This is a genomic window from Streptomyces sp. TRM64462, assembly GCF_013362995.1.
Lineage (GTDB): Bacteria > Actinomycetota > Actinomycetes > Streptomycetales > Streptomycetaceae > Streptomyces.
This window is the reverse complement of sequence record NZ_JABWDV010000411.1, coordinates 1-24,791: the sequence shown is the minus strand read 5'-3', so window position 1 is coordinate 24,791 and position 24,791 is coordinate 1. Positions and strand designations below refer to the sequence as shown.

26 protein-coding genes and 3 pseudogenes are annotated in these 24,791 nt (G+C 71.6%); 14 read left to right on the top strand and 15 right to left on the bottom strand.

Features of this window, described 5'->3' with window-relative positions; all coding sequences use genetic code 11:
* Positions 1 to 27: 27 nt before the first annotated feature.
* Entirely contained in the window at positions 28 to 333 is a 306-nt protein-coding gene (locus HTZ82_RS25160; protein WP_175411690.1) for a hypothetical protein, read from the bottom strand.
* Between the two features lie 125 nt (positions 334 to 458).
* Between HTZ82_RS25160 and HTZ82_RS25155 the strand changes: the two genes are divergently transcribed.
* The 3 genes from HTZ82_RS25155 to HTZ82_RS25145 all read left to right on the top strand — a co-directional run bounded on the left by HTZ82_RS25155 (position 459) and on the right by HTZ82_RS25145 (position 2,073).
* Complete coding sequence (locus tag HTZ82_RS25155) at positions 459 to 1,007, top strand: RNA polymerase sigma factor (RefSeq protein ID WP_175411689.1); 549 nt, start codon at positions 459 to 461, stop codon at positions 1,005 to 1,007.
* Positions 1,004 to 1,693, top strand: a complete 690-nt coding sequence (locus HTZ82_RS25150) for a hypothetical protein (RefSeq protein WP_217624546.1) — start codon at positions 1,004 to 1,006, stop codon at positions 1,691 to 1,693. The genes HTZ82_RS25155 and HTZ82_RS25150 overlap by 4 nt, the downstream gene beginning before the upstream one ends.
* 113 nt (positions 1,694 to 1,806) lie before the next feature.
* Positions 1,807 to 2,073 carry a hypothetical protein gene (locus HTZ82_RS25145; protein WP_175411688.1) on the top strand — a complete coding sequence of 89 codons (267 nt, stop codon included), beginning with the start codon at positions 1,807 to 1,809 and terminating at the stop codon, positions 2,071 to 2,073.
* Here the strand turns inward: HTZ82_RS25145 and HTZ82_RS25140 are convergent.
* Entirely contained in the window at positions 2,047 to 2,763 is a 717-nt protein-coding gene (locus HTZ82_RS25140) for an isocitrate lyase/phosphoenolpyruvate mutase family protein (protein WP_175411687.1), read from the bottom strand. The two genes, HTZ82_RS25145 and HTZ82_RS25140, sit on opposite strands and share 27 nt — an antisense overlap.
* Entirely contained in the window at positions 2,760 to 3,299 is a 540-nt protein-coding gene (locus HTZ82_RS25135) for a carboxymuconolactone decarboxylase family protein (protein WP_175411686.1), read from the bottom strand. Before HTZ82_RS25135 ends, HTZ82_RS25140 begins: the two co-directional genes overlap by 4 nt.
* 47 nt (positions 3,300 to 3,346) lie before the next feature.
* Here HTZ82_RS25135 and HTZ82_RS25130 point away from each other — a divergent pair, with 47 nt between their 5' ends.
* From HTZ82_RS25130 to HTZ82_RS25120, 3 genes are all read left to right on the top strand, one after another.
* Positions 3,347 to 4,813, top strand: coding sequence for a PLP-dependent aminotransferase family protein (locus tag HTZ82_RS25130; RefSeq protein ID WP_175411685.1), 1,467 nt, complete (start codon positions 3,347 to 3,349; stop codon positions 4,811 to 4,813).
* A gap of 104 nt (positions 4,814 to 4,917) precedes the next feature.
* Positions 4,918 to 5,226, top strand: coding sequence for a hypothetical protein (locus tag HTZ82_RS25125; RefSeq protein ID WP_175411684.1), 309 nt, complete (start codon positions 4,918 to 4,920; stop codon positions 5,224 to 5,226).
* Between the two features lie 7 nt (positions 5,227 to 5,233).
* Complete coding sequence (locus HTZ82_RS25120; RefSeq protein ID WP_175411683.1) at positions 5,234 to 6,418, top strand: glutathionylspermidine synthase family protein; 1,185 nt, start codon at positions 5,234 to 5,236, stop codon at positions 6,416 to 6,418.
* 170 nt (positions 6,419 to 6,588) lie between these two features.
* Here HTZ82_RS25120 and rocD read toward each other — a convergent pair whose 3' ends face one another.
* Positions 6,589 to 7,794, bottom strand: coding sequence for an ornithine--oxo-acid transaminase (gene rocD, locus HTZ82_RS25115; RefSeq protein WP_175411682.1), 1,206 nt, complete (start codon positions 7,792 to 7,794; stop codon positions 6,589 to 6,591).
* A gap of 221 nt (positions 7,795 to 8,015) precedes the next feature.
* Between rocD and glyA the strand changes: the two genes are divergently transcribed.
* The 4 genes and pseudogenes from glyA to HTZ82_RS25095 all read left to right on the top strand — a co-directional run.
* On the top strand, positions 8,016 to 9,287 hold the full coding sequence (gene glyA, locus HTZ82_RS25110; RefSeq protein WP_175411681.1) for a serine hydroxymethyltransferase: 1,272 nt from the start codon (positions 8,016 to 8,018) through the stop codon (positions 9,285 to 9,287).
* Positions 9,288 to 9,445: 158 nt separating this feature from the next.
* The gene (gene trpS / locus HTZ82_RS25105) at positions 9,446 to 10,459 is read left to right on the top strand and encodes a tryptophan--tRNA ligase (RefSeq protein WP_175411680.1); all 1,014 of its coding nucleotides are present in this window, start codon (positions 9,446 to 9,448) and stop codon (positions 10,457 to 10,459) included.
* Between the two features lie 109 nt (positions 10,460 to 10,568).
* Positions 10,569 to 11,162 (top strand): 2'-5' RNA ligase family protein, encoded by a 594-nt coding sequence (locus HTZ82_RS25100; RefSeq protein WP_175411679.1) that lies wholly within the window; start codon positions 10,569 to 10,571, stop codon positions 11,160 to 11,162.
* Positions 11,163 to 11,217: 55 nt separating this feature from the next.
* Positions 11,218 to 12,079 (top strand): annotated as a pseudogene (locus HTZ82_RS25095) (YihY/virulence factor BrkB family protein); the annotation flags it as partial.
* A 306-nt stretch (positions 12,080 to 12,385) separates the two neighbouring features.
* Here HTZ82_RS25095 and HTZ82_RS25090 read toward each other — a convergent pair.
* Positions 12,386 to 13,696, bottom strand: a pseudogene (locus HTZ82_RS25090) (D-alanyl-D-alanine carboxypeptidase family protein); the annotation flags it as partial.
* A gap of 61 nt (positions 13,697 to 13,757) precedes the next feature.
* Here HTZ82_RS25090 and HTZ82_RS25085 point away from each other — a divergent pair.
* From HTZ82_RS25085 to HTZ82_RS25075, 3 genes are all read left to right on the top strand, one after another.
* Entirely contained in the window at positions 13,758 to 14,006 is a 249-nt protein-coding gene (locus tag HTZ82_RS25085) for an SCO4848 family membrane protein (protein ID WP_175411677.1), read from the top strand.
* Between the two features lie 14 nt (positions 14,007 to 14,020).
* Positions 14,021 to 15,298, top strand: a complete 1,278-nt coding sequence (locus HTZ82_RS25080; RefSeq protein WP_175411701.1) for a metallophosphoesterase — start codon at positions 14,021 to 14,023, stop codon at positions 15,296 to 15,298.
* Positions 15,299 to 15,407: 109 nt separating this feature from the next.
* Positions 15,408 to 16,970 (top strand): ABC transporter substrate-binding protein, encoded by a 1,563-nt coding sequence (locus HTZ82_RS25075; RefSeq protein ID WP_175411676.1) that lies wholly within the window; start codon positions 15,408 to 15,410, stop codon positions 16,968 to 16,970.
* 4 nt (positions 16,971 to 16,974) lie between these two features.
* Here HTZ82_RS25075 and HTZ82_RS25070 read toward each other — a convergent pair whose 3' ends face one another.
* From HTZ82_RS25070 to HTZ82_RS25025, 10 genes are all read right to left on the bottom strand, one after another.
* The gene (locus tag HTZ82_RS25070) at positions 16,975 to 17,748 is read right to left on the bottom strand and encodes a TetR family transcriptional regulator (protein WP_175411675.1); all 774 of its coding nucleotides are present in this window, start codon (positions 17,746 to 17,748) and stop codon (positions 16,975 to 16,977) included.
* 11 nt (positions 17,749 to 17,759) lie between these two features.
* Positions 17,760 to 18,161, bottom strand: a complete 402-nt coding sequence (locus tag HTZ82_RS25065) for a thiol-disulfide oxidoreductase DCC family protein (RefSeq protein ID WP_175411674.1) — start codon at positions 18,159 to 18,161, stop codon at positions 17,760 to 17,762.
* A 14-nt stretch (positions 18,162 to 18,175) separates the two neighbouring features.
* Positions 18,176 to 18,583 carry a hypothetical protein gene (locus HTZ82_RS25060; RefSeq protein ID WP_175411673.1) on the bottom strand — a complete coding sequence of 136 codons (408 nt, stop codon included), beginning with the start codon at positions 18,581 to 18,583 and terminating at the stop codon, positions 18,176 to 18,178.
* 133 nt (positions 18,584 to 18,716) lie between these two features.
* Positions 18,717 to 18,911: a ferredoxin gene (locus HTZ82_RS25055; protein ID WP_175411672.1), complete on the bottom strand. Its 195-nt coding sequence runs from the start codon at positions 18,909 to 18,911 to the stop codon at positions 18,717 to 18,719.
* 13 nt (positions 18,912 to 18,924) lie between these two features.
* Entirely contained in the window at positions 18,925 to 20,133 is a 1,209-nt protein-coding gene (locus tag HTZ82_RS25050) for a cytochrome P450 (RefSeq protein ID WP_175411671.1), read from the bottom strand.
* 106 nt (positions 20,134 to 20,239) lie between these two features.
* On the bottom strand, positions 20,240 to 20,998 hold the full coding sequence (locus tag HTZ82_RS25045; RefSeq protein ID WP_175411670.1) for a succinate dehydrogenase iron-sulfur subunit: 759 nt from the start codon (positions 20,996 to 20,998) through the stop codon (positions 20,240 to 20,242).
* A complete protein-coding gene (gene sdhA, locus HTZ82_RS25040; RefSeq protein WP_175411669.1) occupies positions 20,998 to 22,752 on the bottom strand; it encodes a succinate dehydrogenase flavoprotein subunit in 1,755 nt (584 codons plus the stop codon). Before sdhA ends, HTZ82_RS25045 begins: the two co-directional genes overlap by 1 nt.
* 19 nt (positions 22,753 to 22,771) lie before the next feature.
* On the bottom strand, positions 22,772 to 23,248 hold the full coding sequence (locus HTZ82_RS25035; RefSeq protein ID WP_175411668.1) for a succinate dehydrogenase hydrophobic membrane anchor subunit: 477 nt from the start codon (positions 23,246 to 23,248) through the stop codon (positions 22,772 to 22,774).
* 8 nt (positions 23,249 to 23,256) lie between these two features.
* Positions 23,257 to 23,637: a succinate dehydrogenase, cytochrome b556 subunit gene (sdhC, locus tag HTZ82_RS25030; protein ID WP_175411667.1), complete on the bottom strand. Its 381-nt coding sequence runs from the start codon at positions 23,635 to 23,637 to the stop codon at positions 23,257 to 23,259.
* A gap of 146 nt (positions 23,638 to 23,783) precedes the next feature.
* Positions 23,784 to 24,371, bottom strand: coding sequence for a 2-oxo-4-hydroxy-4-carboxy-5-ureidoimidazoline decarboxylase (locus HTZ82_RS25025; protein WP_217624547.1), 588 nt, complete (start codon positions 24,369 to 24,371; stop codon positions 23,784 to 23,786).
* Between the two features lie 219 nt (positions 24,372 to 24,590).
* Here HTZ82_RS25025 and HTZ82_RS25020 point away from each other — a divergent pair.
* Positions 24,591 to 24,791: pseudogene (locus HTZ82_RS25020) on the top strand (hypothetical protein); the annotation flags it as partial.

The window sequence follows — 24,791 nt, the reverse complement described above, 5'->3', positions numbered from 1 at the left end:
CCCGCCCCGCGTCCTGGAGCAAGCCGCTCAGTACTTGATGCCGGGGACCAGGCCCATCACCGGCGCCACCGGCTCGATCACCTGGCGGAGCTGACCGAGCTGCTGAAGGCCCGCGAGGCCGCCGAACTGCTCGGTGATCCGGGGCACCTGGGAGCGGTACTCCGGCGAGACGTTGCTCGCCGACAGATCGTCGACCTGGCTGAGCAGGGACGGCCCCCCGGGGCCGACGGGCAGGCCGCCGGGGACGACGCCCGCGTGTGCGGCCGGAGCGGACAGGGCGGAGGCCCCCGCCGCGAGGGCGAGAGCTGCGAGAGCACGCTTGGTCTTGGTCATAACCGGACCAACGCCCCCATCCCGGTCCGGGACACGGCCTCATCCGCGCGTAGCGCGGTGCTGTGAACCTTTTCGCCGCGGACGCCGACTGTTCCCATGACCCACGTCGTGGGAGGGGAGGTGCGATGAGCGAAGAAGACGGGTCCACTCCGCTGCTGGTGGTGCGTTGCCAGCTCGGGGAGCGGGAGGCGTTTCGCGAGCTGGTGCGTGTCTGGCACACGCCGCTGTGGCGCTACGTGCGGGGAATGGTGGGGTCCTCCTGCGTCGCGGACGATCTCGCCCAGGACGCCTGGGTCGCCGTCGTGCGCGGGCTGCCGCGGCTGAGGCAGCCGGAGAGGTTCGCCCCGTGGCTGTTCACCATCGCGCGGCGGGTGATCGCCGACCACCTGCGGAAGGCGTACGCGGCCCAGGAGGCGCCGGTGGTGCGCGAAGACGCCGTCGTCGCCGATGACGACCCCCTCGGCGGCGTTCTCGACACGATGGAGATCGAAGCCGGCCTCGGCGGGCTGCCACCGCGGGAACGCGAAGTGCTCATCCTCTTCCACCTGCAGGACCTGCCTCTGGCCGTCTGCGCAGAGGTGATCGGCGTACCTCCCGGCACGGTCAAGAGCAGGCTGCACCGCGCGCGCCACCTGCTGCGCGCGGCGCTGGTGGAGAGGGGATACGAGGCATGAGCGAGCGCGACCATGGAGCACGCCGGGACGTACCGGAGGAGTTGGCGGGTGCGCTGGCGGCGGAGGTCTCGCTGCGCTCCCGCATGCGGTACGTGGCCGTGGGGCTGGCGGGCGGATGCATGGCGGCGCTGATCGCCGTGCTGTGGGCGACGGAGCCGGGTCCGCTCCCGGCGCGCACCCGGATCGCCTTCGCCGGGATGACGGCGATCGGGCTGGCCTGGGCCGTATTCGCCGGGTGGGTCCTGACCAGGCGGCGACCGCTGTTCGCCCGCGACCGTGTGCTGGGAGCCCGGCTCGCGCTCGCCGCCACCACCGTGACCGGCGCCTCCGGAACGGCGCTGGCCACGGCACGCGGCACAGCGCCTGTGGCGGTGGTGACCGCCCTGGGCGGTGCCGCTCTCGCCGCCGCCGCCGGAGTGACGCTGGCGCGCGCACGGTCCCGCCACCGTGAACTCCTGCGACTGCGTGACACCCTCCGGAACGACGCCCTCCGCGCACCTGGCACCTCCGGAACACCACACACATCCGCATCGCCAAGAGGAGAGAGCATGAACCACAAGACGGCTCCGGTAGGTCCGCTGGCCATCGCCCTGCGCCGCCTGGGCGCCGGCAAGCGGACCGTCTTCCTGCTCACGGCGCTGCTCTGCGCGGCCCTCCTGATCGGGGCCGGCCTGCTCCTCTTCTGAATTCCCCACGCCCGACGCGGGCCGACGGCTTCCCACAGCCAACCTTCCGGCTGTTCGGCGCGTCATCGTCCTGAGGGGGCCGCCCCCTTGATGTGACACAAGGAGAAGCGCCGATGTCCGCGAAGCCCCAGGCCCGACTGTCCGTACAGACCTTCTTCCCGCTGATCGCCGCGGCCTACCTGTCGTACGTCTCCCTCACCGGAGACGACCGGGCGATGTGGCTGCGGTGGGTGTACGGGGCCGTCTCCGTCGTCCTCGTCGTCGGAGTCGTCGCCACGGCGGTGAACCAGAAGCGGGCCGTCTCGCGCGCCCGGGACGGCGAGGCGGCCCAGGGCGGCGAGGCGGCCCAGCCGCTAGAGGGACGTCGCGATCTCCCGTAGCGCCGCCATCGTGCGGCGGTGCAGACCCGGGCCGAACGTGATGCGCGTGGCACCCAGGCGGCCGAGTTCCGGGATCGGCGGGCCGCCGTCGGGCAGCGCGTGCGCGTTCAGCGGGGCCTCGATCTCCGCCGCCAGGAGCGGGAGGTGGTCCGGCGGGGCGAAGATCGGGTAGACGCAGTCCGCGCCCGCCGCCACGTACAGGCGGGCCCGGCGGATCGTCTCCTCCGGGTCCGGGACGCCGCGGACGTACGTGTCCACGCGGGCGTTCAGGAACAGGCGGTCGCCCGCCTCCGCCCGTACCTCCGCCAGGCGCGCCGCCTGGGCCTCCGCGGGGAGCAGGGCGCCCGCCTCGCTGTCCTCCAGGTTCACGCCCACCGCGCCCGTGTCCAGGACCCGCGCCACCAGCTCCTTCGGCGGCAGGCCGTAGCCGGACTCGATGTCCGCCGACACCGGGACGTCCACCGCCCGCACGATGCGGGTGATCGCGGCGAACATCTCGTCGGGCGGCGTCGCCCCGTCCTCGTACCCCAGCGACGCCGCCACCCCCGCGGACGGCGTCGCCAGGGCCGGGAAGCCCGCCTCCGCGAAGACCCGCGCGCTCGCCGCGTCCCACGGGCCCGGCAGGACCAGCGGGTCCTGCGGCGCCCGGCCCCGGTGCAGGGCGCGGAACGCGCCCACCGCGCCGCTCACTTCAGGCCCTTGAACTGGCCCGGCGTGTAGTGGCCCGGCACCGAGCGGCTCGTCACGGCGAAACGGTTCCACGCGTTGATCACCGCGATGGACGCGATCAGATGCGACAGCTCCGTCTCGTCGAAGTGCTTCGCCGCCCGCTCGTACACCTCGTCCGGGACGCCCTCCGTCACGAGCGTGACCGCCTCGGTCAGCTCCAGCGCCGCCAGCTCCTTCTCCGTGTAGAAGTGCCGCGACTCCCGCCAGGCACTGAGCTGGACGATCCGTTCGACCGTCTCGCCGGCCGCCAGCGCGTCCTTGGTGTGCATGTCGAGGCAGAACGCGCAGTGGTTGAGCTGCGAGGCGCGGATCTTCACCAGCTCCCCTATGACCGGGTCGACACCGCCGAGCGCCGCCGCGTCCAGGCGGACCATCGCCTTGTACACCTCAGGCGCGTGCTGCGGGAGCACGATGCGGGCCGGCTCCTCGGGAGCGTAGGAGGCAGTGGTGGCCGTGGCCGTGGCCGTGGCCGGGTCGTTGTTCGTGTGCGTCGTCATGTCATCGACCGTACGGCGCAGTTGGTCTGGCTGTATGGTCCATTCACATGACGGATTCCTGGGCCACTTCGGCCGCCGTGGGCGCCGACCTGCACCTGGAGATACGCGGACCCGGTGGTCTGCGCGCCGGTCTCATGAACGCCCTGCGGGAGGCCGTCAGGTCCGGGCGGCTCGCCCCCGGCACACGGCTGCCGTCCTCGCGGACGCTCGCCGCCGACCTGGGCATCGCCCGGAACACCGTCGCCGACGCGTACGCCGAGCTGGTCGCCGAAGGGTGGCTCACCGCCCGGCAGGGCTCCGGCACCCGCGTCGCCCGCCGCGCCACGCCCCGCACCACGCCCCGCACCCCGGCCGTGCCGCACCCCGCAGCCGCCCCGCTGCCCTGGCAGCAGACGGCACCCGCGGGCCGCGACGCCCGCCGAGTCAGGCCCCTGCACACCCTGCACCCCGGCACCCCCGACCTCGGCTCCTTCCCCCGCGCCGACTGGCTCAAGGCCGCCCGCCGCGCCCTCACCGACGCCCCGCACGAGGCGTTCGGCTACGGCGCCCCGCACGGCAGCGCCCCGCTGCGCACCGTCCTCGCCGAGTACCTCGCCCGCGCCCGCGGCGTGCACGCCGACCCCGACCGCATCGTGATCTGCTCCGGCTTCGCCCACGGACTGATGCTGCTCGGCCAGGTCCTGCACGCCCGCCGCGTCCGGGACGTCGCCGTCGAGTCGTACGGGCTCGCCCCCCACTGGGGCATCCTCCACGCCGCCGGACTGCGCACCCCGCCGCTGCCCCTCGACGAGCGCGGCACCCGCACCGAGGAACTCGCCCGCGGCACCGGCCGGCCCGGCGCCGTCCTCGTCACGCCCGCCCACCAGTTCCCGCTCGGCGGCACCCTCCACCCCGAGCGCCGCGCCGCCGCCGTCGACTGGGCGCGGGCCACCGGCGGGCTCGTCCTGGAGGACGACTACGACGGCGAGTTCCGCTACGACCGCAAGGCCGTGGGCGCCCTCCAGGGCCTCGACCCCGAACGCGTCGTCTACCTCGGCACCGCCAGCAAGTCGCTCGCGCCCGGGCTGCGCCTGGCCTGGATGGTGCTGCCCCGGCACCTCGTGCCCGACGTGCTCGCCGCGAAGGGCGACATCGACTGGGTGTCCAGCTCCCTGGACCAGCTCACCCTCGCCGAGTTCATCGCGTCCGGCGCCTACGACCGGCACGTCCGTACGATGCGGCTGCGCTACCGGAGGCGCCGCGACCAGCTCGTGGCCGCCGTCGCCGAACGCGCGCCGGGCGTCCGCGTCAGCGGCATCGCCGCCGGGCTGCACGCCGTCCTGGAGCTGCCGCCCGGCACCGAACGCTCCGCGCTGCGCGCCGCCGCGATGCAGGGCCTCGCTCTCCAGGGTCTCGACGGCTTCCGCCACCCGGACGTGCCGCGCGGCGCCGACGGCCTGGTCGTCGGGTACGCCACACCCACCGACAGTGCGTGGAAGGGCGCCCTGGACGCCCTGTGCCGGGTCCTGCCGTAGCGCGGCAGCGCCCCGGCCGCGGCGCTGCCGGACCCCGCCGTAGCACCGGCGCCCGACCGGCCCTAGTCTGTGCGGCGTTCCACGCGTCAACGGGGGAGAAGTCCATGCGCAGACTGAGGTCGAGTCATGTCGTCCTGGGAGGGATGGGCGCACTCGCCCTGACCCTCACGTCCTGCGGCAGCGCCGAGCCGGACAAGCGGTGCGTCGACCGGCTCAGCCGCGAGGTCCTGCCCGACTACAAGTGCAGCAGCAGCGGCAGCGGGAGCAGCACCAGCGGCTCCTACGGCAGCGGCGGCGGCGGTTCGTACTACTACGGCGGGTCCACCCGCGACGGCAGGGTCGAGGGCGGCAGCTTCAGCAAGTCGTCGGTGCAGCGCGGCGGCTTCGGCTGCTCCGGCACCGGCGGCGGGTAGGCATCCCGTGGAACGCCACACCATCGAACCCCGCCCCGACTGGCAGCGCATCGTCGAGGAGCAGGGCTGCGTCTACCCGCTCACCCGCTTCCCGGACGGCTCCCTGCGCCCGTACTGGGACGAGAGCGCGTACTACTCCTTCACGCTCCCCGCGGTGGAGGCCCTGGAGGAGGTCGTCGAGGAACTGCACGGCATGTGCCTCGCGGCCGCCGCGCACATCGTCGACCACGACCGGTTCGCCGACCTCGGCATCACCGACCCGCGGCTGGCCGCCCTGGTCGCCGAGTCATGGCGGCGCCGCGCCGAACTGCCCTCCGTGTACGGGAGGTTCGACCTGCGCTACGACGGCGGGGGCGGCCCGGCGAAGATGCTGGAGTACAACGCCGACACGCCCACCTCGCTGGTCGAGGCGGCCAGCCCGCAGTGGTTCTGGATGGAGGACCGGTTCCCCGGCGCCGACCAGTGGAACTCGCTGCACGAGCGGCTCGTCGACGCCTGGAAGCGGCAGGCCCGGCTGCTGCCGCCCGGACCGCTGCACTTCGCGCACTCCGAGGGCGACGAGATCGGCGAGGACCTGATGACGGTCGCGTATCTCCGCGAGACCGCCGAGCAGGCCGGCATCGAGACGGAGGCGCTGTCCGTCGAACAGATCGGCTGGGACCGGCTGACCGGCCGGTTCGTCGACGACCGGCTCCGGTTCATCCGCAGCTGCTTCAAGCTGTACCCGTGGGAGTGGCTGGTCACCGACGAGTTCGGGCCGCACGTCCTCGACACGCTCGACAACGGCGGCGGCACGGGCAGCACCTGCTGGATCGAGCCCGCCTGGAAGATGCTGCTGTCCAACAAGGCGCTCCTGGCGATCCTGTGGGAGCTGTACCCGGGCCACCCGAACCTGCTGCCCGCCTACCTCGACGGCCCGCGCGAACTGGCCGCCGACGGCGGGTACGTCGCCAAGCCGCTGCTGGGGCGGGAGGGCGACGGCGTCACCGTCCACGAGGCGGGCGCGCCGCCCGTCGTACGGACCGAGCCGTGCTGCTACCAGCAGCTCGCCCCGCTGCCCGACTTCGACGGCAACCGAGTCGTGCTCGGTGCGTGGGTCGTCGAGGACGAGGCAGCGGGGCTCGGCATCCGGGAGTCGTCGGGCCTGGTCACGGACGGGTACGCGCGGTTCCTGCCGCACGTGATCCGGTAAGGCGCGAGCGCCGTACGAGGGGCAGGAGGGCGCTGCCCGCTGGGGGGTCCCGCTGTGCCCACCCGTTCCTCCCCCAAGACTTCGTGCAGGGGGGACCCCCAGGCGGAACGCATGCCCACAGCGGGACGGTGACGGCGGGGCGGAGCCCCGGCGCCACCGGGGCGGAGGCGTCAGACTGCCAGGACCTCGCGGAGCTGGTCCAGGCCCCAGTCCAGGTCCTCCTTGCTGATGACCAGCGGCGGTGCGATGCGGATGGTGGAGCCGTGGGTGTCCTTCACCAGGACGCCCCGGTCCATCAGCTTCTCCGAGATCTCCCGGCCCGTGCCCTTCGACGGGACGATGTCGACGCCCGCCCACAGCCCGCGCCCGCGCACCGCCTCGACCGCGCCGCCGCCGGCCATCAGCCCCAGCTCGTGGTGCAGATGGTCGCCCAGCTCGGCCGCCCGCTGCTGGAACTCGCCCGTGCGCAGCATCGCCAGCACCTCAAGGGCCACCGCGCACGCCAGCGGGTTCCCGCCGAACGTCGACCCGTGCTCGCCCGGCCGGTGCACGCCCAGCACCGCCTCGCTCGACACCACCGCCGACACCGGCACCACACCGCCGCCGAGCGCCTTGCCCAGCACGTACATGTCCGGCACGACGCCCTCGTGCTCGCACGCGAACGTCTTCCCCGTACGCCCGAGCCCGGACTGGATCTCGTCCGCGATGAACAGCACGTCCCGCTCACGCGTCAGCCGCCGCACCGCCGGCAGATAGCCGGGCGGCGGCACCAGCACGCCCGCCTCGCCCTGGATGGGCTCCAGCAGCACGGCCACCGTGTTGTCCGTGACCGCGTCGGCCAGCGCCGTCAGGTCCCCGTACGGGACGATCTCGAAGCCCGGCGTGTAGGGGCCGTAGTCCGCCCGCGCCTCCGGGTCCGTCGAGAAGCTGACGATCGTCGTCGTCCGGCCGTGGAAGTTGTTCGCCGCCACGACGATCTTCGCGGTGCCGTCCGGGACGCCCTTGACCCGGTAGCCCCACTTGCGGGCGGTCTTCACGGCAGTCTCGACCGCCTCCGCCCCGGTGTTCATCGGCAGCACCATCTCCATGCCGCAGAACTCCGCGAGCCGCGCGCAGAACTCCGCGAAACGGTCGTGGTGGAAGGCGCGGGACGTCAGCGTCACCCGCTCCAGCTGTGCCTTGGCGGCCTCGATGAGACGGCGGTTGCCGTGCCCGAAGTTCAGCGCCGAGTAACCGGCGAGCATGTCGAGGTAGCGGCGCCCCTCGACGTCGGTCATCCACGCGCCCTCCGCCGTCGCCACGACGACGGGCAGCGGATGGTAGTTGTGCGCGCTGTGCGCCTCGGCGGCAGCGATCGCGTCCTGCGTTCTCGACACGGTGTCTCCGTTCATCTTCGTACGGCCGGTCGTCTCTATCGTCGCTCGCGATACGGACAGGGAAACCTGGCCCGGAGGCGACGGATAGGGTGGACGGTACGCGCGGCGACTGGCGTACGGGGAAACGACCCCGGGGGAGCCGTGCGCGGCAGACAGCACGGGGCGCCGCCCGCCTGGGCACCCTGAGGACGACACACGCGCTGCCCACCCCGGAGGACGTCATGAACGCCACCCCCGAAACGCACCCCGCGCTCGCCGCCGCCGACCCCGAGCTCGCACGGCTCGTCGGCGCCGAGGAGCGCCTCCAGGCGGAGACCCTCCGCCTCATCCCCAGCGAGAACTACGTCTCGTCGGCCGTGCTCGAAGCCGCCGGCACGGTCCTGCAGAACAAGTACAGCGAGGGCTACCCCGGCCGCCGCTACTACGAGGGCCAGCAGATCATCGACCAGGTCGAGCGCCTCGCCGTCGACCGCGCCAAGGCGGTGTTCGGCGTCGACCACGCGAACGTCCAGCCGTACTCGGGCTCACCCGCGAACCTCGCCGTCTACCTGGCGTTCGCGCAGCCCGGCGACACCGTGATGGGCATGGCCCTGCCGATGGGCGGCCACCTCACGCACGGCTGGGGCGTCTCCGCGACGGGCAAGTGGTTCCGCGGCGTCCAGTACGGCGTACGCCGGGACACCGGCCTGATCGACTTCGACCAGGTCCGCGAGCTGGCCGTCGCCGAGCGCCCGAAGGTCATCTTCTGCGGCGGTACGGCACTGCCGCGCACCATCGACTTCGCCGCGTTCGCGGAGATCGCCCGCGAGGTGGACGCCGTGCTGGTCGCGGACATCGCGCACATCGCCGGGCTCATCGCGGGCGGCGCCCACCCGTCGCCGGTGCCGCACGCCGACGTGGTCTCCACGACCACGCACAAGACGCTGCGCGGCCCGCGCGGCGCGATGCTGATGTGCCGCGAGGAGCACGCGAAGGCCGTCGACAAGGCCGTGTTCCCCGGCCTCCAGGGAGGACCCCACAACCAGACCACGGCCGCCATCGCCGTCGCCCTGCACGAGGCGGCCCAGCCGTCCTTCCGCGACTACGCCCACGCGGTCGTCGCCAACGCGCGGGCCCTGGCGGACGCGCTGCTGGCCCGCGGCTTCGACCTGGTGTCGGGCGGCACCGACAACCACCTGATCCTGATGGACCTCACCGGCAAGGACGTACCGGGCAAGGTCGCCGCGAAGGCCCTCGACCGGGCGGGCATCGTCGTGAACTACAACACGGTGCCGTACGACCCGCGCAAGCCGTTCGACCCGTCGGGCGTCCGCATCGGCACGCCGTCGCTGACGTCCCGCGGGCTGGGTACGGAGCACATGGGCGCGGTGGCCGACTGGATCGACCGCGGGGTGGGCGCCGCCCGGAAGGGCGACGAGGAGGCGCTCGCGGCCATCCGCGCGGAGGTCGCGGACCTCATGGCCCAGCACCCGGCACCGGGCATCCCGGCGTAAGCCCTCCCGGGGGTCCGCCTGCTGTGCCCACCCGTTCCGCCCTGGGGGTCCCCCCTGGACGAAGTCCTTGGGGGAGGAACGCATGCCCACAGCAGGCGGACGGCACCGTCGCAGCGGGCGGACGCCAGCTGTCATACGCACCTGAGACAATGGCCCACATGGCCTCTGATCGTCCCCGCGTGCTCTCCGGAATCCAGCCCACCGCAGGCTCGTTCCACCTCGGCAACTATCTCGGTGCGGTCCGTCAGTGGGTCGCGCTGCAGGAGACCCACGACGCCTTCTACATGGTCGTCGACCTGCACGCGATCACCGTCCCGCAGGACCCCGCCGAGCTCCGCGCCAACACCCGGCTCGCCGCCGCGCAGCTCCTCGCCGCCGGCCTGGACCCGGACCGGTGCACGCTGTTCGTGCAGAGCCACGTCCCGGAGCACGCCCAGCTCGCCTGGGTCATGAACTGCCTCACGGGCTTCGGCGAGGCGTCCCGCATGACGCAGTTCAAGGACAAGTCCGCCAAGCAGGGCGCCGACCGCGCCACGGTCGGCCTCTTCACGTACCCGATCCTCCAGGTCGCGGACATCCTCCTGTACCAGGCGAACGAGGTCCCGGTCGGTGAGGACCAGCGCCAGCACATCGAGCTGACCCGTGACCTCGCGGACCGCTTCAACGGCCGCTACGGCGACACGTTCACGCTCCCCGCGCCGTACATCCTCAAGGAGACGGCGAAGATCTACGACCTCCAGGACCCGACGGCCAAGATGTCCAAGTCGGCCGCGACGCCCAAGGGCCTGATCAACCTCCTCGACGAGCCGAAGGCCACCGCGAAGAAGGTCAAGAGCGCCGTCACCGACACCGACACCGTCATCCGCTTCGACCCGGTGGAGAAGCCCGGCGTCAGCAACCTGCTGACGATCATGTCGACGCTGACCGGCACATCCGTCGAGGACCTGGTCAAGGGCTATGAGGGCAAGATGTACGGCGCCCTGAAGACGGACCTCGCGCAGATCGTCGTGGACTTCGTCACGCCGTTCCGCGCCCGTACGCAGGAATACCTGGACGACCCGGAGACGCTGGACTCGATCCTGGCCAAGGGCGCCGAGAAGGCCCGCGCGGTCGCCGCCGAGACCCTCGCCCGGACGTACGACAAGGTGGGTTTCCTGCCCGCCAAGCACTGAGTCCAAACGACTCTGGCCACGGGACGGGCCGAGGCGCCACACTGACGACCGGATCGTATGCGCCACCGCAGCGACCGCATAGGCATGACCGAAGGATGAGGAGAACGACGTGGGGACCGTAACGCTCGGCGTTTCGATCGCGGTCCCGGAGCCCTACGGCAGCCTGCTCCAGCAGCGGCGCGCGGGCTTCGGCGATCCCGCCGCCCACGGCATCCCCACGCATGTCACGCTCCTCCCGCCCACCGAGGTCGACGCGGCGCGGCTGCCGGAGATCCGGGCCCACCTGGGCCGGGTCGCGGCGGCCGGCCGCGCCTTCCCGATGCGGCTGAGCGGCACGGGCACGTTCCGGCCGCTGTCGCCCGTCGTGTTCGTCCAGGTCGTCGAGGGCGGCTCGGCCTGCTCGTGGCTCCAGGAACGCGTCCGCGACGCGTCCGGGCCGCTGGTGCGGGAGCTCCAGTTCCCGTACCACCCGCATGTGACCGTCGCCCACGGCATCCCGGACGCGGCGATGGACCGGGCGTACGAGGAGCTGGCGGAGTTCGAGGCCGCGTGGACGGTCTGCTCCTTCGCCCTGTACGAGCAGGGCGCCGACGCGGTGTGGCGCAAGCTCCACACGTACGAGTTCGGCGGCGCCGGGGCCGCGAAGACGGTGCCCGCGCAGGGCTGCCCGGTCGACGAGCCCACCGCCACGACGACACCCTGAGCGGGGCGGGCCGAGTAACGCCATGGTGGCCGCCCATCGGTGGTAGGCGTACGAGATGGACTGGCTGACCAAGCTCCCCGTCATCGGCCCCTGGGCCGCCCGGCTCATGCGCACCCACGCCTGGCGCGCGTACGAGACGCTGGACCGCGCCCACTGGTCGCGGCTGGCCGCCGCGATCACCTTCATCAGCTTCCTGTCGCTGTTCCCGCTGATCACCGTGGCCGCCGCCATCGGCGCCGCGCTGCTCAGCGACTCCCGGCTGCGGCAGATCGAGGACAAGCTCGCCGAGCAGGTGCCGGGCATCTCCGACCAGCTCGACATCGGTGCGCTCGTCGACAACGCGGGCACGGTCGGCCTGATCGCCGGTGCCGTCCTGCTCTTCACCGGCATCAGCTGGATCGGCTCCCTGCGCGGCTGCCTGCGCGCGGTGTGGGAGCTGGAGGAGGAGCCCGGGAACCCGGTCGTCCGCAAGGGCAAGGACGCGCTGATCCTGCTGGGCCTCGGGGCGACCGCCCTCGTGTCGCTGGCCGCGTCCGCGCTGGGCTCCACCGCGATCGGCTGGACCGTCGACCGGCTGGGCCTGGAGCGCGGCGCCGCGGTCGGCGTCCTGCTCCAGGCCGGGGCGCTCACCTTCGCGGTCCTGGCCGCCTTCCTGCTCCTGCTGTACGTGCTGAAGCCGCTGCCCGGGGTCGAGCCGCCGCGCCGGGACCTGATGGTGGCGGCGCTGATCGGGGCGGCGGGCTTCGAGCTGCTGAAGCTGCTGCTGGGCGGCTATATGAGGGGCGTGGCGGCGAAGTCGATGTACGGGGCGTTCGGCGTGCCGGTCGCGCTGCTGCTGTGGATCAACTTCACGGCGAAGCTGCTGCTGTTCTGCGCCGCCTGGTCCGCGACGGGCGGGCGCCGCGAGGAGGAGGCGGCGGCTACTCCTGCCCCGCCGGAGCCGTCTTCGCCCCCCGGGCCCCGGGTGCCTCCGGCGTCTCCGGCGTCTCCGGCGCCTTCTGGGTCTCCGGCGTCTCCGGCGCCTTCTGGGTCTCCTGCGTCTCCGGCGCCTCCTGGGTCTCCGGCGTCTCCGGCGCCCTCTGGGTCTCCGGCGTCTCCGGCGTCTCCTGGGTCTCCGGCGTCTCCGGCGCCCTCTGGGTCTCCGGCGTCTCCGGCGTCTCCTGGGCCTTCGGTGCCTTCGGCGTCTCCTGGGCCTTCGGCGTCTCCTTCTTCTCCTGCGGGTCCTTCTTCTCCTGCGGGGCCTGCGGGGCCTGCGGGGTCGGCGGGGTCGGCGGGGTCTGCGCGTCCTGCGTCGCCTCGCCCTGCTTCTCCTGCTCCTCCTGAGCCTTCCGCAGGGGCCAGCGACGATTGATCAGGAACACCGCGCCCGCCAGCAGCACCAGCGCGCCGCCGGTCACCGCGAGCGCGATCCCGGCCCCGCTCGACGATCCGGCCCCGGCCTGCCCGGTGCCCTCCGGCTCGGCGGCGCCTCCGTCCTGCGTGTCGGGCGCGCCGCTCTCCGTACCGCTGCCGGTCTTCGCGGACTTCGGCGGCACCAGCACACCGACCGGCTTCACCTTGCCGGCGGCCGCGAAGCCCCAGTCGAGCAGCCGGGCGGCCTCCTTGTAGACCGCGTACTGCTCCTTCGACGACGGGTTCATGACCGTGACGAGCAGGACCCGCCCGTTGCGCTCGGCGACGCCCGTGAACGTGGACCCGGCGTGCGTGGTCGTCCCGTTCTTCACACCGGCGATGCCCTTGTACGGGGCCACGCCGTAGGCGCCGGTCAGCAGCCGGTTGGTGTTCTGGATCTCGAACGTGTCGCGCTTCTTGCCGGGCTTCTGCTCACCGGGGAACTGCGTCCGCACGGTCGACGCGTACTCCCGGAAGTCCGGCTTCTGCATCCCGCTGCGCGCGATGAGCGTCAGGTCGTACGCGGACGACACCTGGCCCTTGGCGTCGTAGCCGTCCGGCGAGACGACGTGGGTGTCGAGCGCCTGGAGCTCCTCGGCACGCTCGTTCATCTCCCGCACGGTCTTGTCTATGCCCTGGTTCATCGCGGCCAGGGCGTGCACGGCGTCGTTGCCGGACCGCAGGAACACGCCGAGCCACAGCTCGCGGACCGTGTAGCTGTGCTTCTCCTTGATCCCGACGAGGCTGGAGCCCTCCCCGAGCCTGCTCAGCTCGTTCGGCGCCACCAGGTGCTTCTGCGTCTTCGGGAACTTCGGCAGCAGCGTGTCCGCGAGCAGCATCTTGATGGTGGACGCGGGCGCGAGCCGCCAGTGCGCGTTGTGCGCGGCGAGCACGTCACCGCTCTCGGCGTCGGCGACGATCCAGGACCGGGCGCTCAGCTCCTTGGGCAGCACCGGCGCGCCGCCCGCCAGCTCCACCTGTGTGCCCGGCTTGCCGAGCCGCTCCCCGCCGACCTTCGACATGGAGGCGGGCGGCTTCGGCTGCGGGTTGGGCTTGGGCTCCGCGCGGGCGGGACCTGCGGCGAGGACGGGCAGCAGCGCGGCGAGGGCGACCGCGGGAACGGCCTTCTTCAGAGCAAGCACGTTCGAAAAAGTACAACCACCCGCCGCGGGCGCCGACACCGGTGCACCCGATACTGAATCCATGAGACTCAGCCGCTCCGTTTCATGGTTCCTGCTCGCGTTCGGGGTGTGGAGCTGGTTCATCTGGATCACTTTCGTCAAGAACCTGTGGAACGACGCGAGTGGTCTCGCCTTCGACGACGCGGGGGAGCCGACCGGGTACTTCTGGGTTCATCTTCTGCTCGCCGTCACGTCCTTTCTCCTGGGGACGGCCATCGGCGTGATCGGGTTGCGCGGTCTGCGTGCCTTGCGACGCGAGCACGACAAGTAGTAAGGGGCTTGAGGGTGCTGCTGTTCCTGCTGGTCATCGCGGTGGTCCTGGCCCTGCTCGGGGTCGTCCACTGGTACGTGTGGCGCCGCCTCGTCCGCGACGTGACACGCCCGGGCAGCCTGGCCCGCCGCGCGGGCACGGTGGCGGCCGTCGTGCTCCCGCTCCTGTCGCTCGGCGCCTTGACGGCGGGCCGCGCGGGCGCCCCCTTCTGGCTCCAGCAAACCCTGGCCTGGCCCGGCCACCTCTGGCTGGCCCTCCTCCTATACCTGGTCCTGGCCCTAGCCCTCGGCGAGGCGATTCGTCCGTTGCTCCTGCGCTGGCCGCTGCGTCGCGCGGTGCCCACGAGCGCCGTTCCGTTGTGGGCAGGCGTTCCGCAGGGCGGAACGGGTGGGCACAACGGAACGGCGGGCTGCGTTGTCCAGGACCCGCCTCGTGCGGAGGCCCCGGCGGAGCCGCAGCCCCCCGGCATGCCGCGGCGCCTCTTCGTGAGCCGCATCGTCGCCGGCACCGCCGCAGCCGCAGCGACCGCCACCGTCGGCTACGGCACCTACGGCGTCCTCCGAGGCCCGAGCGTCAAACGCGTCACCGTCCCCCTCGCCAAGCTCCCCCGCGCAGCGCACGGCCTGCGCATCGCCGTCGTCAGCGACATCCACATCGGCCCGATCCTCGGCCGCGCCCACACCCAGCGCATCGTCGACACGATCAACCGCACCCAGCCGGACCTCATCGCCGTCGTGGGCGACCTGGTCGACGGCAGCGTCGAGAACCTGGGCCACGCCGCCGAACCCCTCGCCCAGCTCACGGCGCCGCACGGCAGTTTCTTCGTGACCGGCAACCACGAGTACTTCTCGGGCGCCGAGGAGTGGGTCGACGAGGTCCGTGAGCTCGGCCTGCGCCCGCTGCGCAACGAGCGCGTCGAGCTCGCCGGCTTCGACCTGGCGGGCGTCAACGACGTCGCCGGCGCGAACTACGGCGACGGCCCGGACTTCGCGCGCGCCCTCGGCGACCGCGACCGGGCCCGCGCCTCGGTCCTCCTGGCCCACCAGCCGGTCCTGATCCACGACGCCGTACGCCACGGCGTGGACCTCCAGCTCTCCGGGCACACGCACGGCGGCCAGATGTGGCCGGGCCAGCTCCTCGCGGGCCTCGCCAACCCGACGCTCGCGGGCCTGGAGCAGTACGGCGACACCCAGTTGTACGTGTCGCGCGGCGCGGGCGCGTGGGGGCCTCCGGTGCGCGTGGGCGCGCCCTCGGACATCACCATCGTGGAGCTGGCCGCCCGCGATTCGTAGCCCACGGTCTCGATGTGGCTGCGATGTGAAGGTTTACCCTTCCACAACTGTTCGGCTGTGATTGAGTTTGCGCCATCGCACAGGGGAGGGCGTGAAAGGAATCACGGCTATGCGATCGATCCGTGTCCGGATCATCATCATCTGTACCGTTCTTGTGGCTGTCGGGGTAGGGGCCTGGCAGCTGTTTCCCGTCGGAGGGGAGGACCGCCGGCCGATCGCGGTCGGCACCACGGACGAAGTGACGTCGCTGGACCCGGCCGGTGCGTACGACGCCGGCTCATGGGCCATCTACAGCAACGTCTATCAGTCGCTGCTCACGTTCACACCGGGCACGACGACGCCCGTCCCGGACGCCGCGAGCGACTGCCAGTTCGTCGGGACGTCGCTCAGGACGTACCAGTGCACCCTGCGGGAAGGGCTGACCTTCTCGAACGGGCGCGCCGTGACGGCGGAGGACGTCACGTACTCCTTCGAGCGGATGCTCGGCATCGCCGCCGACGTCGGCCCGGCGCCGCTGTTCCCGACGCTGACGAGCGTGGTCGCCAAGGACGACCGCACGGTCGTCTTCCAGCTGAGCGCGCGGGACGCGACGTTCCCGCAGAAGCTGGCCACCGGCGCCGGCTCGATCGTCGACCGTACGCGCTACCCGAAGGACCGGCTGCGCGAGGGCGACGCGGTGGACGGCACCGGCCCGTACGTCCTGAAGGAGTACCAGCAGGGCGTCAGTGCCCGCCTGGAGCCCAACCCGCGCTACCGGGGCGCGAACAGCGTGCCGGCCGCGGCGGTCGTCGTGCGCTACTTCGCGCAGGGCGAGCAGCTCGCGGCCGCGTGGCGCGAGGGCGACGTCGACGTCACGCACCGGCAGCTTCCGCCGCGGGTGCTCGCCGAGCTCGACGCGCGCAAGGAGGACATCCATATGACGGAGGCCGACAGCGCCGAGATCCGCAGCATCGTCTTCAATGTGCGCAAGGGATCGCCGATGGCCGAGAAGGCCGTTCGGCGGGCGGTCGCGACGGTCATCGACCGGCCGCGCATCGTCACCGGGCCCCACCACTCCACGGTGGAGCCGCTGTACTCGCTGATCCCGCGCGGCTTCGTCGGGCACAGCACGCCGTTCTTCGACCTCTACCCGGAGGGCGAGGGAACGGTCGAGCGGGCCAGGAGGCTCCTGGAGGAGGCGGACGTCGAGACGCCGGTGCGCATCACGTACGCCCACCGCGCCGAGGAGATCTGGGCGGTGGAGGCCGCCGAGCTGCGCCGCCAGCTCGAGGCGACCGGGCTGTTCCAGGTGAAGATCGTCTCCGCGGAGTGGAAGGAGTTCCAGAAGGGGTACGCGAGCGGCGCGTACGACGCGTACGGGCTCGGCTGGCTGCCGGACTTCCCGGACTCGGACAGCTTCACGCAGCCGCTCGTCGGCCGTGACAACGCGCTGCAGAACGGGTACGCCAGCTCCCGCGTCGACAAGCTGATCGCGTCGACCCAGCAGTACGGCGACCGGGCCCGGGCCGTGCAGGACTTCAGGTCCATCCAGCGGCAGGTGGCCGAGGACGTGCCGCTGGTGCCGCTGTGGCAGAAGAAGGACTACGTGCTCAGCACCCGGGACGTCGCCGGGTCGCAGTACCTGTCGGACGGCACGGGCATCTGGCGCCTGTGGCGGCTCAGCCGGCTGTAGGCGCTCAGCCGCCGCCGGCGGCCTTCCGGCCGGGTTCCCGGGACGTGTCCTCAGCGACACCGTCCTTCTCCGCCGCGTCTTTCTCCATCGCGTCCCGGGCACCCGGCATGAACTCCACGATGACGTCGTGGGCCTGCCGCGCCAGCGGCCGCAGCAGCCGGAACCGGGACAGGGCGATGGCCCGGGCGGCGAGCGGCGCGGTCCGCTCGACGAGCCTGCGGCTGCGCTCGGCGCCCTCACTCCGGTCGTACACCCAGTACAGGACCAGGCCCATGTGCATCAGCCACATCATGTGGGGGAGCAGCGGGCCCAGTTCGGGCGCGGTCTTGGTGTCGGAGCCGTACAGCACCTGCCCGTGGATGGAGATCACGGCGCGGCGGGCGTCGACGGAGTCCGGCGAGAACGGGCTCAGCGGGCTCTCGGGGTCGGCCGCGTTCTTGAAGAACTGCGCCGCGAACCGGTGGTAGGGCTCCGCGACGTCCAGCCAGGCCAGCAGCGAGTCGCGGATCCGTACCGCGAGGTCCTTGTCGCCGGCCAGGACCGGCTGGACCGCCGCCGCGTGCTCGGCGGCGATCCGGTCGTAGAACCCCTGGACCAGGTGCTCCTTGGAGCCGAAGTAGTAGTAGGCGTTCCCCACGGAGACGCCCGCCTCCTGGGCGATGGCCCGCATCGTCGTCTTGTCGTAGCCACGCTCCTGGAACAGCCGGAGGGCGGTTTCGAGGATGAGGGTGCGGGTCTGTTCGCTCTTGGGCACCTTGGCGGCCTTCTGGTCCTTCACAGCATCCGAGCCTAACGGGCCGTTTCCGGTACGCCGCACCGCCCGCTGTCGCAGTCCTGACCGGCCGTGGCCGCACGCCACTTGGCGGCGGCCAGGACGGTCATCCGGGCGAGCGGCCGGCCGGCGGGGCTCGCCAGCCAGTGGGCCTTGGGCCGGTACTCGGCCAGGGCCCAGAGGCAGACGATCCAGGCGTCGGTGGAGCGGTAGACCTGGCCGCTGTCGCCGACGACCGTGATCTCCTCCAGGGTCGCCCGGTGGTCGAGCTCCGGGAACCGGCGTCTCGCCTCCTCGGACCCGGCTGGTACGAGGTCGAGCGGGACGAGCTGGGGCTGCTTGAGCAGCCAGTGCCTCAGGTGGACGCAGAGGGGGCACTGGGCGTCGTACAGCACGGTGAGCCGGCGGACCGCCCGCATGACCGCCGCCCCCGTCAGGCGCGGGCCGCGGGCGGGGTCCAGCCCTGCGGCGGCACGGGCGGCTGGGGCTCGCGGTCCATGGCGCCGCGGCGGCGGATCTTGTTCAGCACGTAGACGTTGGCCAGGTGCATGACGCCGAGGACGAGCAGGACGACGCCGAGCTTCACGGACAGGCCCTCGAAGAGGAACCGGACGGTGTCGACGGTGGCGTCCTGGCGCAGGTAGAGCGCGACGAAGCCGAAGTTGACGAGGTAGAAGCCGACGACGAGGAGGTGGTTCACGGCGTCGGCGAGCTTCTCGTTCCCCTTCAGGACGTCGGCGAGGAATATCCGCCCGTTGCGGCTCAGCGTCCGCGCCACCCAGACGGTGAGGGCCACGCTGATCAGCAGATACGTGATGTAGGCGACCACAGTGAGGTCCATGCCCCAACTCCTTGAACGCGCTCAAAAGCGGTGTGTCCTGACTCTAGGCCTTCTTTTGAACATGTTCAAGCGGCGGCGGGCCGCGCTCGGGACGAACCCCGAGCCGGGCCCGCCCCGAGCGGCTCCCGCCGGGTCAGGCCCCGTCCACCGAGATCGCCCGCACCGGGCAGGCCCGCGCCGCCTCGCGGGCCAAGGGGTGGCCGGCCGGGTCCTCCTGACCGGCCACCACCATGCCGAACCCGTCGTCGTCCTGCGTGAACACGTCCGGTGCCGTCAGCGCGCACTGCCCGGCGCCGATGCACACATCGCTGTCGATCGAGATACGCATGCCTCCACTCTCCTCACCAGGTGACCGGCAACTCCACCATCCCCTGCAGCGTGTCGCCCGGTTTGAACGGAATCTCCTCCGCCGGTGCCGCCAGCCGCAGCCCCGGCAGCCGCGTCAGCAGTGCGCCCAGCGCGATCTCCATCTCCGCGCGCGCCAGGTTCTGCCCCAGGCACTGGTGGATACCGAAACCGAACGCCACGTGGTGCCGCGCCGACCGGCCCCAGTCCAGCGCGTCGGGGTCCGCGTACACGCCGGCGTCCCGGTTGATCACGGACGTGGAGAAGACCAGGCCGTCCCCGGCCCGGATCGTCGTCCCGGCCACCTCGATGTCCTCCTTCGCGAACCGCAGCATCCCGTCCGCGATCGACAGGAACCGCAGCAGCTCCTCCACCGCGCCCGGCAGCAGCGACGGGTCCGCGCGCAGCTCCGCGAGCCGCTCGGGGTGCCGGAGCAGCGTGAACGTACCCAGCGAGATCATGTTCGCGGTCGTCTCGTGCCCCGCGATCAGCAGGATCATCGCCAGGTCGACCAGCTCCCGCCGGTCGATGTGACCGGGCACGTACTGCTCCACGACCAACTGGTCGAGCAGCCCGTCACCGGGCGCGGCGCGCTTGGCGTCGGCCAGGTCGCCCAGGTAGCCCTCCAACTGCTCGATCGCGTCCTGCGTGTCCTCGGCGCGCGGGCCGCGCAGGGCGCGCCGCGACTGCTCCTCGAAGAAGTCGTGGTCGGCGTACGGGACCCCGAGCAGGTCGCAGATCACGATGGACGGCACCGGCAGCGCGAACGCGCTGACCAGCTCGGCCGGCGGGCCCTGCTCGACCATCGCGTCCAGCAGCTCGTCCACGGTCCGCCGGATGCGCGGCCGCAGGTCGGCGACGCGCTTCAGCGTGAAGCTCGGGATCAGCATGCGGCGCTGGGTGTGGTGCACGGGGTCGTCCTGCCCGATCAGCGCGGCCCGGCGGCGCGAGCGGACGACCGCAGCACGCTCGGTGGGGAGGGGGAACGCGTCATGCGTGGAGTCCGTGGACAGCCGCTGGTCCGCGAGGAGTTCGCGGGCGACGGCGTGCCCGGTGACCATCCAGACGGGCCGGCCGTCGTACAGGGCGATACGGGTCAGGGGCCGGGCGTCGCGCAACGGGTCGTAGGCGGCCGGCGGGTGGTAGGGGCAGGTACGGTCCTGCGGAAACGAGACGAGCTCCGAGACATCCGTGGTATCCGTCATACGGTCCACTACATGCCCCCTGCATGTACCCGGGCTACGCCCATACCGGCCAAAACGGCGGAGGCCCGCCCCCGAAAGGGGCGGGCCTCCACGGCGAGCGGGCGGATCAGTAGCGACGCGTGATCAGCGCGCGCTTGACCTCCTGGATCGCCTTCGTGACCTCGATACCGCGCGGACACGCGTCCGTGCAGTTGAACGTCGTACGGCAACGCCACACGCCGTCCTTGTCGTTGAGGATCTCCAGCCGCTGTTCACCGGCCTCGTCACGCGAGTCGAAGATGAAGCGGTGCGCGTTCACGATCGCGGCCGGGCCGAAGTACTGGCCGTCGTTCCAGAACACCGGGCACGACGAGGTGCACGCCGCGCACAGGATGCACTTCGTGGTGTCGTCGAAGCGCTCCCGGTCCTCCGCCGACTGCAGCCGCTCACGCGTGGGCTCGTTGCCCGACGTGACCAGGAACGGCATGACGTCCCGGTACGCCTGGAAGAACGGCTCCATGTCGACGACCAGGTCCTTCAGGACCGTCATGCCCTTGATGGGCTCGACCGTGATCGGCTTGGCCGGATTGATGTCCTTGATGAGGGTCTTGCAGGCCAGCCGGTTCTTGCCGTTGATGCGCATGGCGTCCGAGCCGCAGATGCCGTGCGCGCAGGAGCGGCGGAAGGTCAGCGAGCCGTCCAGGTCCCACTTGATCTTGTGGAGACCGTCGAGGACACGCTCCTTCGGGTCGATCTCGACCTGGAAGTCCTGCCACTGGGCCTCGTCCGACACCTCGGGGTTGAAGCGGCGGATCCGGAACGTGACCGTGATGTACGGGGAGGCGGCAGCGGTGTCGGCCGCCTTCTCCAGGGTCGGGGTAGCCATCAGTACTTACGCTCCATCGGCTGGTAGCGGGTCTGGACGACCGGCTTGTAGTCGAGACGGACGGACTCGGTGCCGTCGGCGCCGACCTCGCGGTACGCCATGGTGTGGCGCATGAAGTTGACGTCGTCGCGGTTCGGGTAGTCCTCGCGGTAGTGACCGCCGCGGGACTCCTTGCGGGCCAGCGCGGACACGGCCATGACCTCGGCCAGGTCGAGCAGGTTGCCCAGCTCGATGGCCTCCAGCAGGTCCGTGTTGAACCGCTTGCCCTTGTCCTGGATGGCCACGTTCTTGTAGCGGTCGCGCAGCTCGGAGATCTTCTCGACCGCCGTCTTGATCGTCTGCTCGGTGCGGAACACCATCACGTTGGCGTCCATCGTCTCCTGGAGCTCGCGCCGCAGGTCCGCGACCCGCTCGCCGCCCGTGGAGTTGCGCAGCCGCTCGACCTGCGAGGCCACGAACTCCGCCGGGTTCTCCGGCAGCTCGACGTAGTCGGCCTCCGCGGCGTACTCGGCGGCGGCGATACCGGCGCGCTTGCCGAAGACGTTGATGTCGAGGAGCGAGTTGGTGCCGAGGCGGTTGGCGCCGTGCACCGACACGCAGGCCACCTCGCCGGCCGCGTACAGGCCCGGGACGACGGTGGTGTTGTCCGCCAGGACCTCACCCTCGACGTTCGTCGGGATGCCGCCCATCGCGTAGTGCGCCGTCGGCTGGATCGGGATCGGGTCCGTGTACGGCTCGATGCCGAGGTACGTACGGGCGAACTCGGTGATGTCCGGGAGCTTGGCGTCGAGCTGCTCCGGCGGCAGGTGCGTCAGGTCCAGGAAGACGTGGTCGCCCTCGGGACCGCAGCCGCGGCCCTCGCGGATCTCCGTGTAGATGGAGCGGGACACGACGTCACGGGACGCGAGGTCCTTCATGACCGGCGCGTACTTCTCCATGAAGCGCTCGCCGTCCTTGTTGCGGAGGATGCCGCCCTCACCGCGGGCGCCCTCCGTCAGCAGGATGCCCATGCGCCAGATGCCCGTCGGGTGGAACTGGAAGAACTCCATGTCCTCCAGCGGCAGACCGCGCCGGTAGCAGGCGGCCTGGCCGTCACCGGTCAGGGTGTGCGCGTTCGACGTCACCTTGAAGAACTTGCCGGTGCCGCCGGACGCGTAGATCACGGCCTTCGCCTGGAAGACGTGGATCTCGCCGGTCGCCAGTTCGTAGGCGACCACACCGGCCGACTTCTTGACGCCGTCGACCTCGGTGATGAGCTGGTCGAGTACGTAGAACTCGTTGAAGAACTCCACGCCCTCCTTGACGCAGTTCTGGTACAGCGTCTGGAGGATCATGTGGCCGGTGCGGTCCGCGGCGTAGCAGGACCGGCGGACCGGGGCCTCGCCGTGGTTGCGGCTGTGGCCGCCGAAGCGGCGCTGGTCGATGGTGCCGTCCGGGGTCCGGTTGAACGGCAGGCCCATCTTCTCCAGGTCGAGGACGGCGTCGATGGCCTCCTTCGCCAGGATCTCGGCGGCGTCCTGGTCGACCAGGTAGTCACCGCCCTTGACCGTGTCGAAGGTGTGCCACTCCCAGTTGTCCTCCTCCACGTTGGCCAGCGCGGCGGCCATGCCGCCCTGCGCGGCGCCCGTGTGGGAGCGGGTGGGGTACAGCTTGGTCAGCACGGCGGTACGGCTGCGCTTGGTCGCCTCGATGGCGGCACGCATGCCGGCGCCGCCGGCGCCGACGATGACGGTGTCGTACTTGTGGATCTTCATGTTCTCGTCAGCCCCGGCTTCAGCGGATGTTCGGGTCGAAGGTGAAGATCACCAGCGTGCCCAGCAGGATGGTGAACACCGTCGCGGTGTACAGCAGGCCCTTCAGCCACAGACGCGTGTTGGGGCGCTCCGCGTAGTCGTTGATGACCGTGCGCAGGCCGTTCGCGCCGTGCAGCATGGCGAGCCACAGCATCAGCAGGTCCCAGACCTGCCAGAACGGGGACGCCCAGCGGCCGGCCACGAAGGCGAAGCCGATCTTGGAGACGCCGCCGTCCAGCACGAGCTGGATCAGCAGGTGGCCGATGACGAGGACGACGAGCACGACGCCGGACAGGCGCATGAAGAGCCACGCGGCCATCTCGAAGTTGCCGCGCGTCGACTTGGGGGTCTTGCGGGTGCGCTTGCGGGGCGGCTCGATGAACGGCGCCGGGTTGTCGGCGTCGTACAGGCCCACGCCCTCGACCGGGCTCACGGCGGAAGTGGTGTCAGCAGACATGTCTGGCGTCAGCTCCCGAACAGTTCACGTGCGGCGTGGCCGAGGACCGGGTAGACGGCCATGGCCATCAGTACGATCCACAGGCCCATCACGGTCCAGAGCATCTGCTTCTGGTAGCGGGGGCCCTTGGACCAGAAGTCCACGGCGATGACGCGGAGGCCGTTGAGCGCGTGGAAGAGGATGGCGGCCACGAGGCCGTACTCCAGCAGCGCGACGAGGGGCGTCTTGTAGGTCGCCACGACATCGTCGTACGCCTCGGGCGAGACGCGGACGAGGGCGGTGTCCAGTACGTGTACGAACAGGAAGAAGAAGATGAGGACGCCGGTGACTCGATGAGCCACCCACGACCACATGCCTTCCCGGCCGCGGTACAGCGTTCCAGCCGGCACGGAAAAACCCTCCGGGAGCGGGATTGGGGTCGGCCGGCTTCTCTGTCGGTCGGACCCGGCCGGGTACGGTCCACCGGCCCCGGTCATGGTAGCGACGCTCTGTCGGTTCCCTTGCGCGGGGTCCTCAGGTGTGATCAAACAGGCAATCAAACAGCCACGGACGGGCTACTGAAACCACCTGAATCATTCATTGTGCCTACGAGTCGGGCAAGTCGGGCACGGGCCAGCCGTCGCAGCTCGTCCGCGGCGACGGCACGCTCCTCCTCCGGCTCGTTGCCGAGCCGCGCCCTGATCCCGCCCAGGATGCGGTCCAGGTACTCCTCCGGGTGGTGGCCCGCCAGGCACACCACGAAGGCGTGACCGAACCGGCTCTCGTACACGTCGTGCGCCGCCCGCAGCGCGGTGTGCGCCGCCGGGGGCGTGCCCGGCGGCAGCGCGGGGGCCGCCTCGTCGGCCAGGGCCTCGTCCAGGTCGGCGCCCGACAGGTCGTACCCGGCCTCGTCGGCCGCCGCCAGCAGGGCGTCCAGCGTGGGGTACGGGCGGTGCGCGGCCAGCCGCTGAGCCCAGCGGCGGCTGCCGCAGCAGGCCAGCAGAGAGGTTTCCGCCGCCTCGGCCGGGGCCGCGTTGAGGCAGGCCAGGGCGTCGGCGGTGTCGCGCGGGCGGGGGACCGTGGCCGGTATGGCGGGGGCGGCGCTGAAGGTCGTCGGAGATCCGGCGGCGGATTCGCTGGACAGCGTGGGCTCCTCGAACGGGACAGCGGGGTCGGCGGCGGTGCGGAAGGCGGTGCGGAAGACGTGCGAAAGGTGTGAGGGAAGGGACACAACGTTACCCAGGGTGAGCAACTCTGATCCGAAGCCCTTCCGTATTTCACCCGGAAGGCAGAGTTTCAGCACAGTGGATGGACGCACTCGGCGCGTCGTGGACACTCCGGGTGTCGATGAGGAGGCGGGCACGTGATCGGACTCACACGGACGTCCCGTACGCCGGTACGCAGATCGGTGCTGGTCGCGGTGGTGGCACCGGTCCTGGCGGTCACCGGGAGCCTCGCCGGGTGCGGCGGCGGAGGGAACGGCGGCGCGCCGCCGGCGGGCGTCACCTCGCCGCCGCCACCGACAGCGACCGCGCCCGCCACGCCCACCGCACCCGCCACCCCC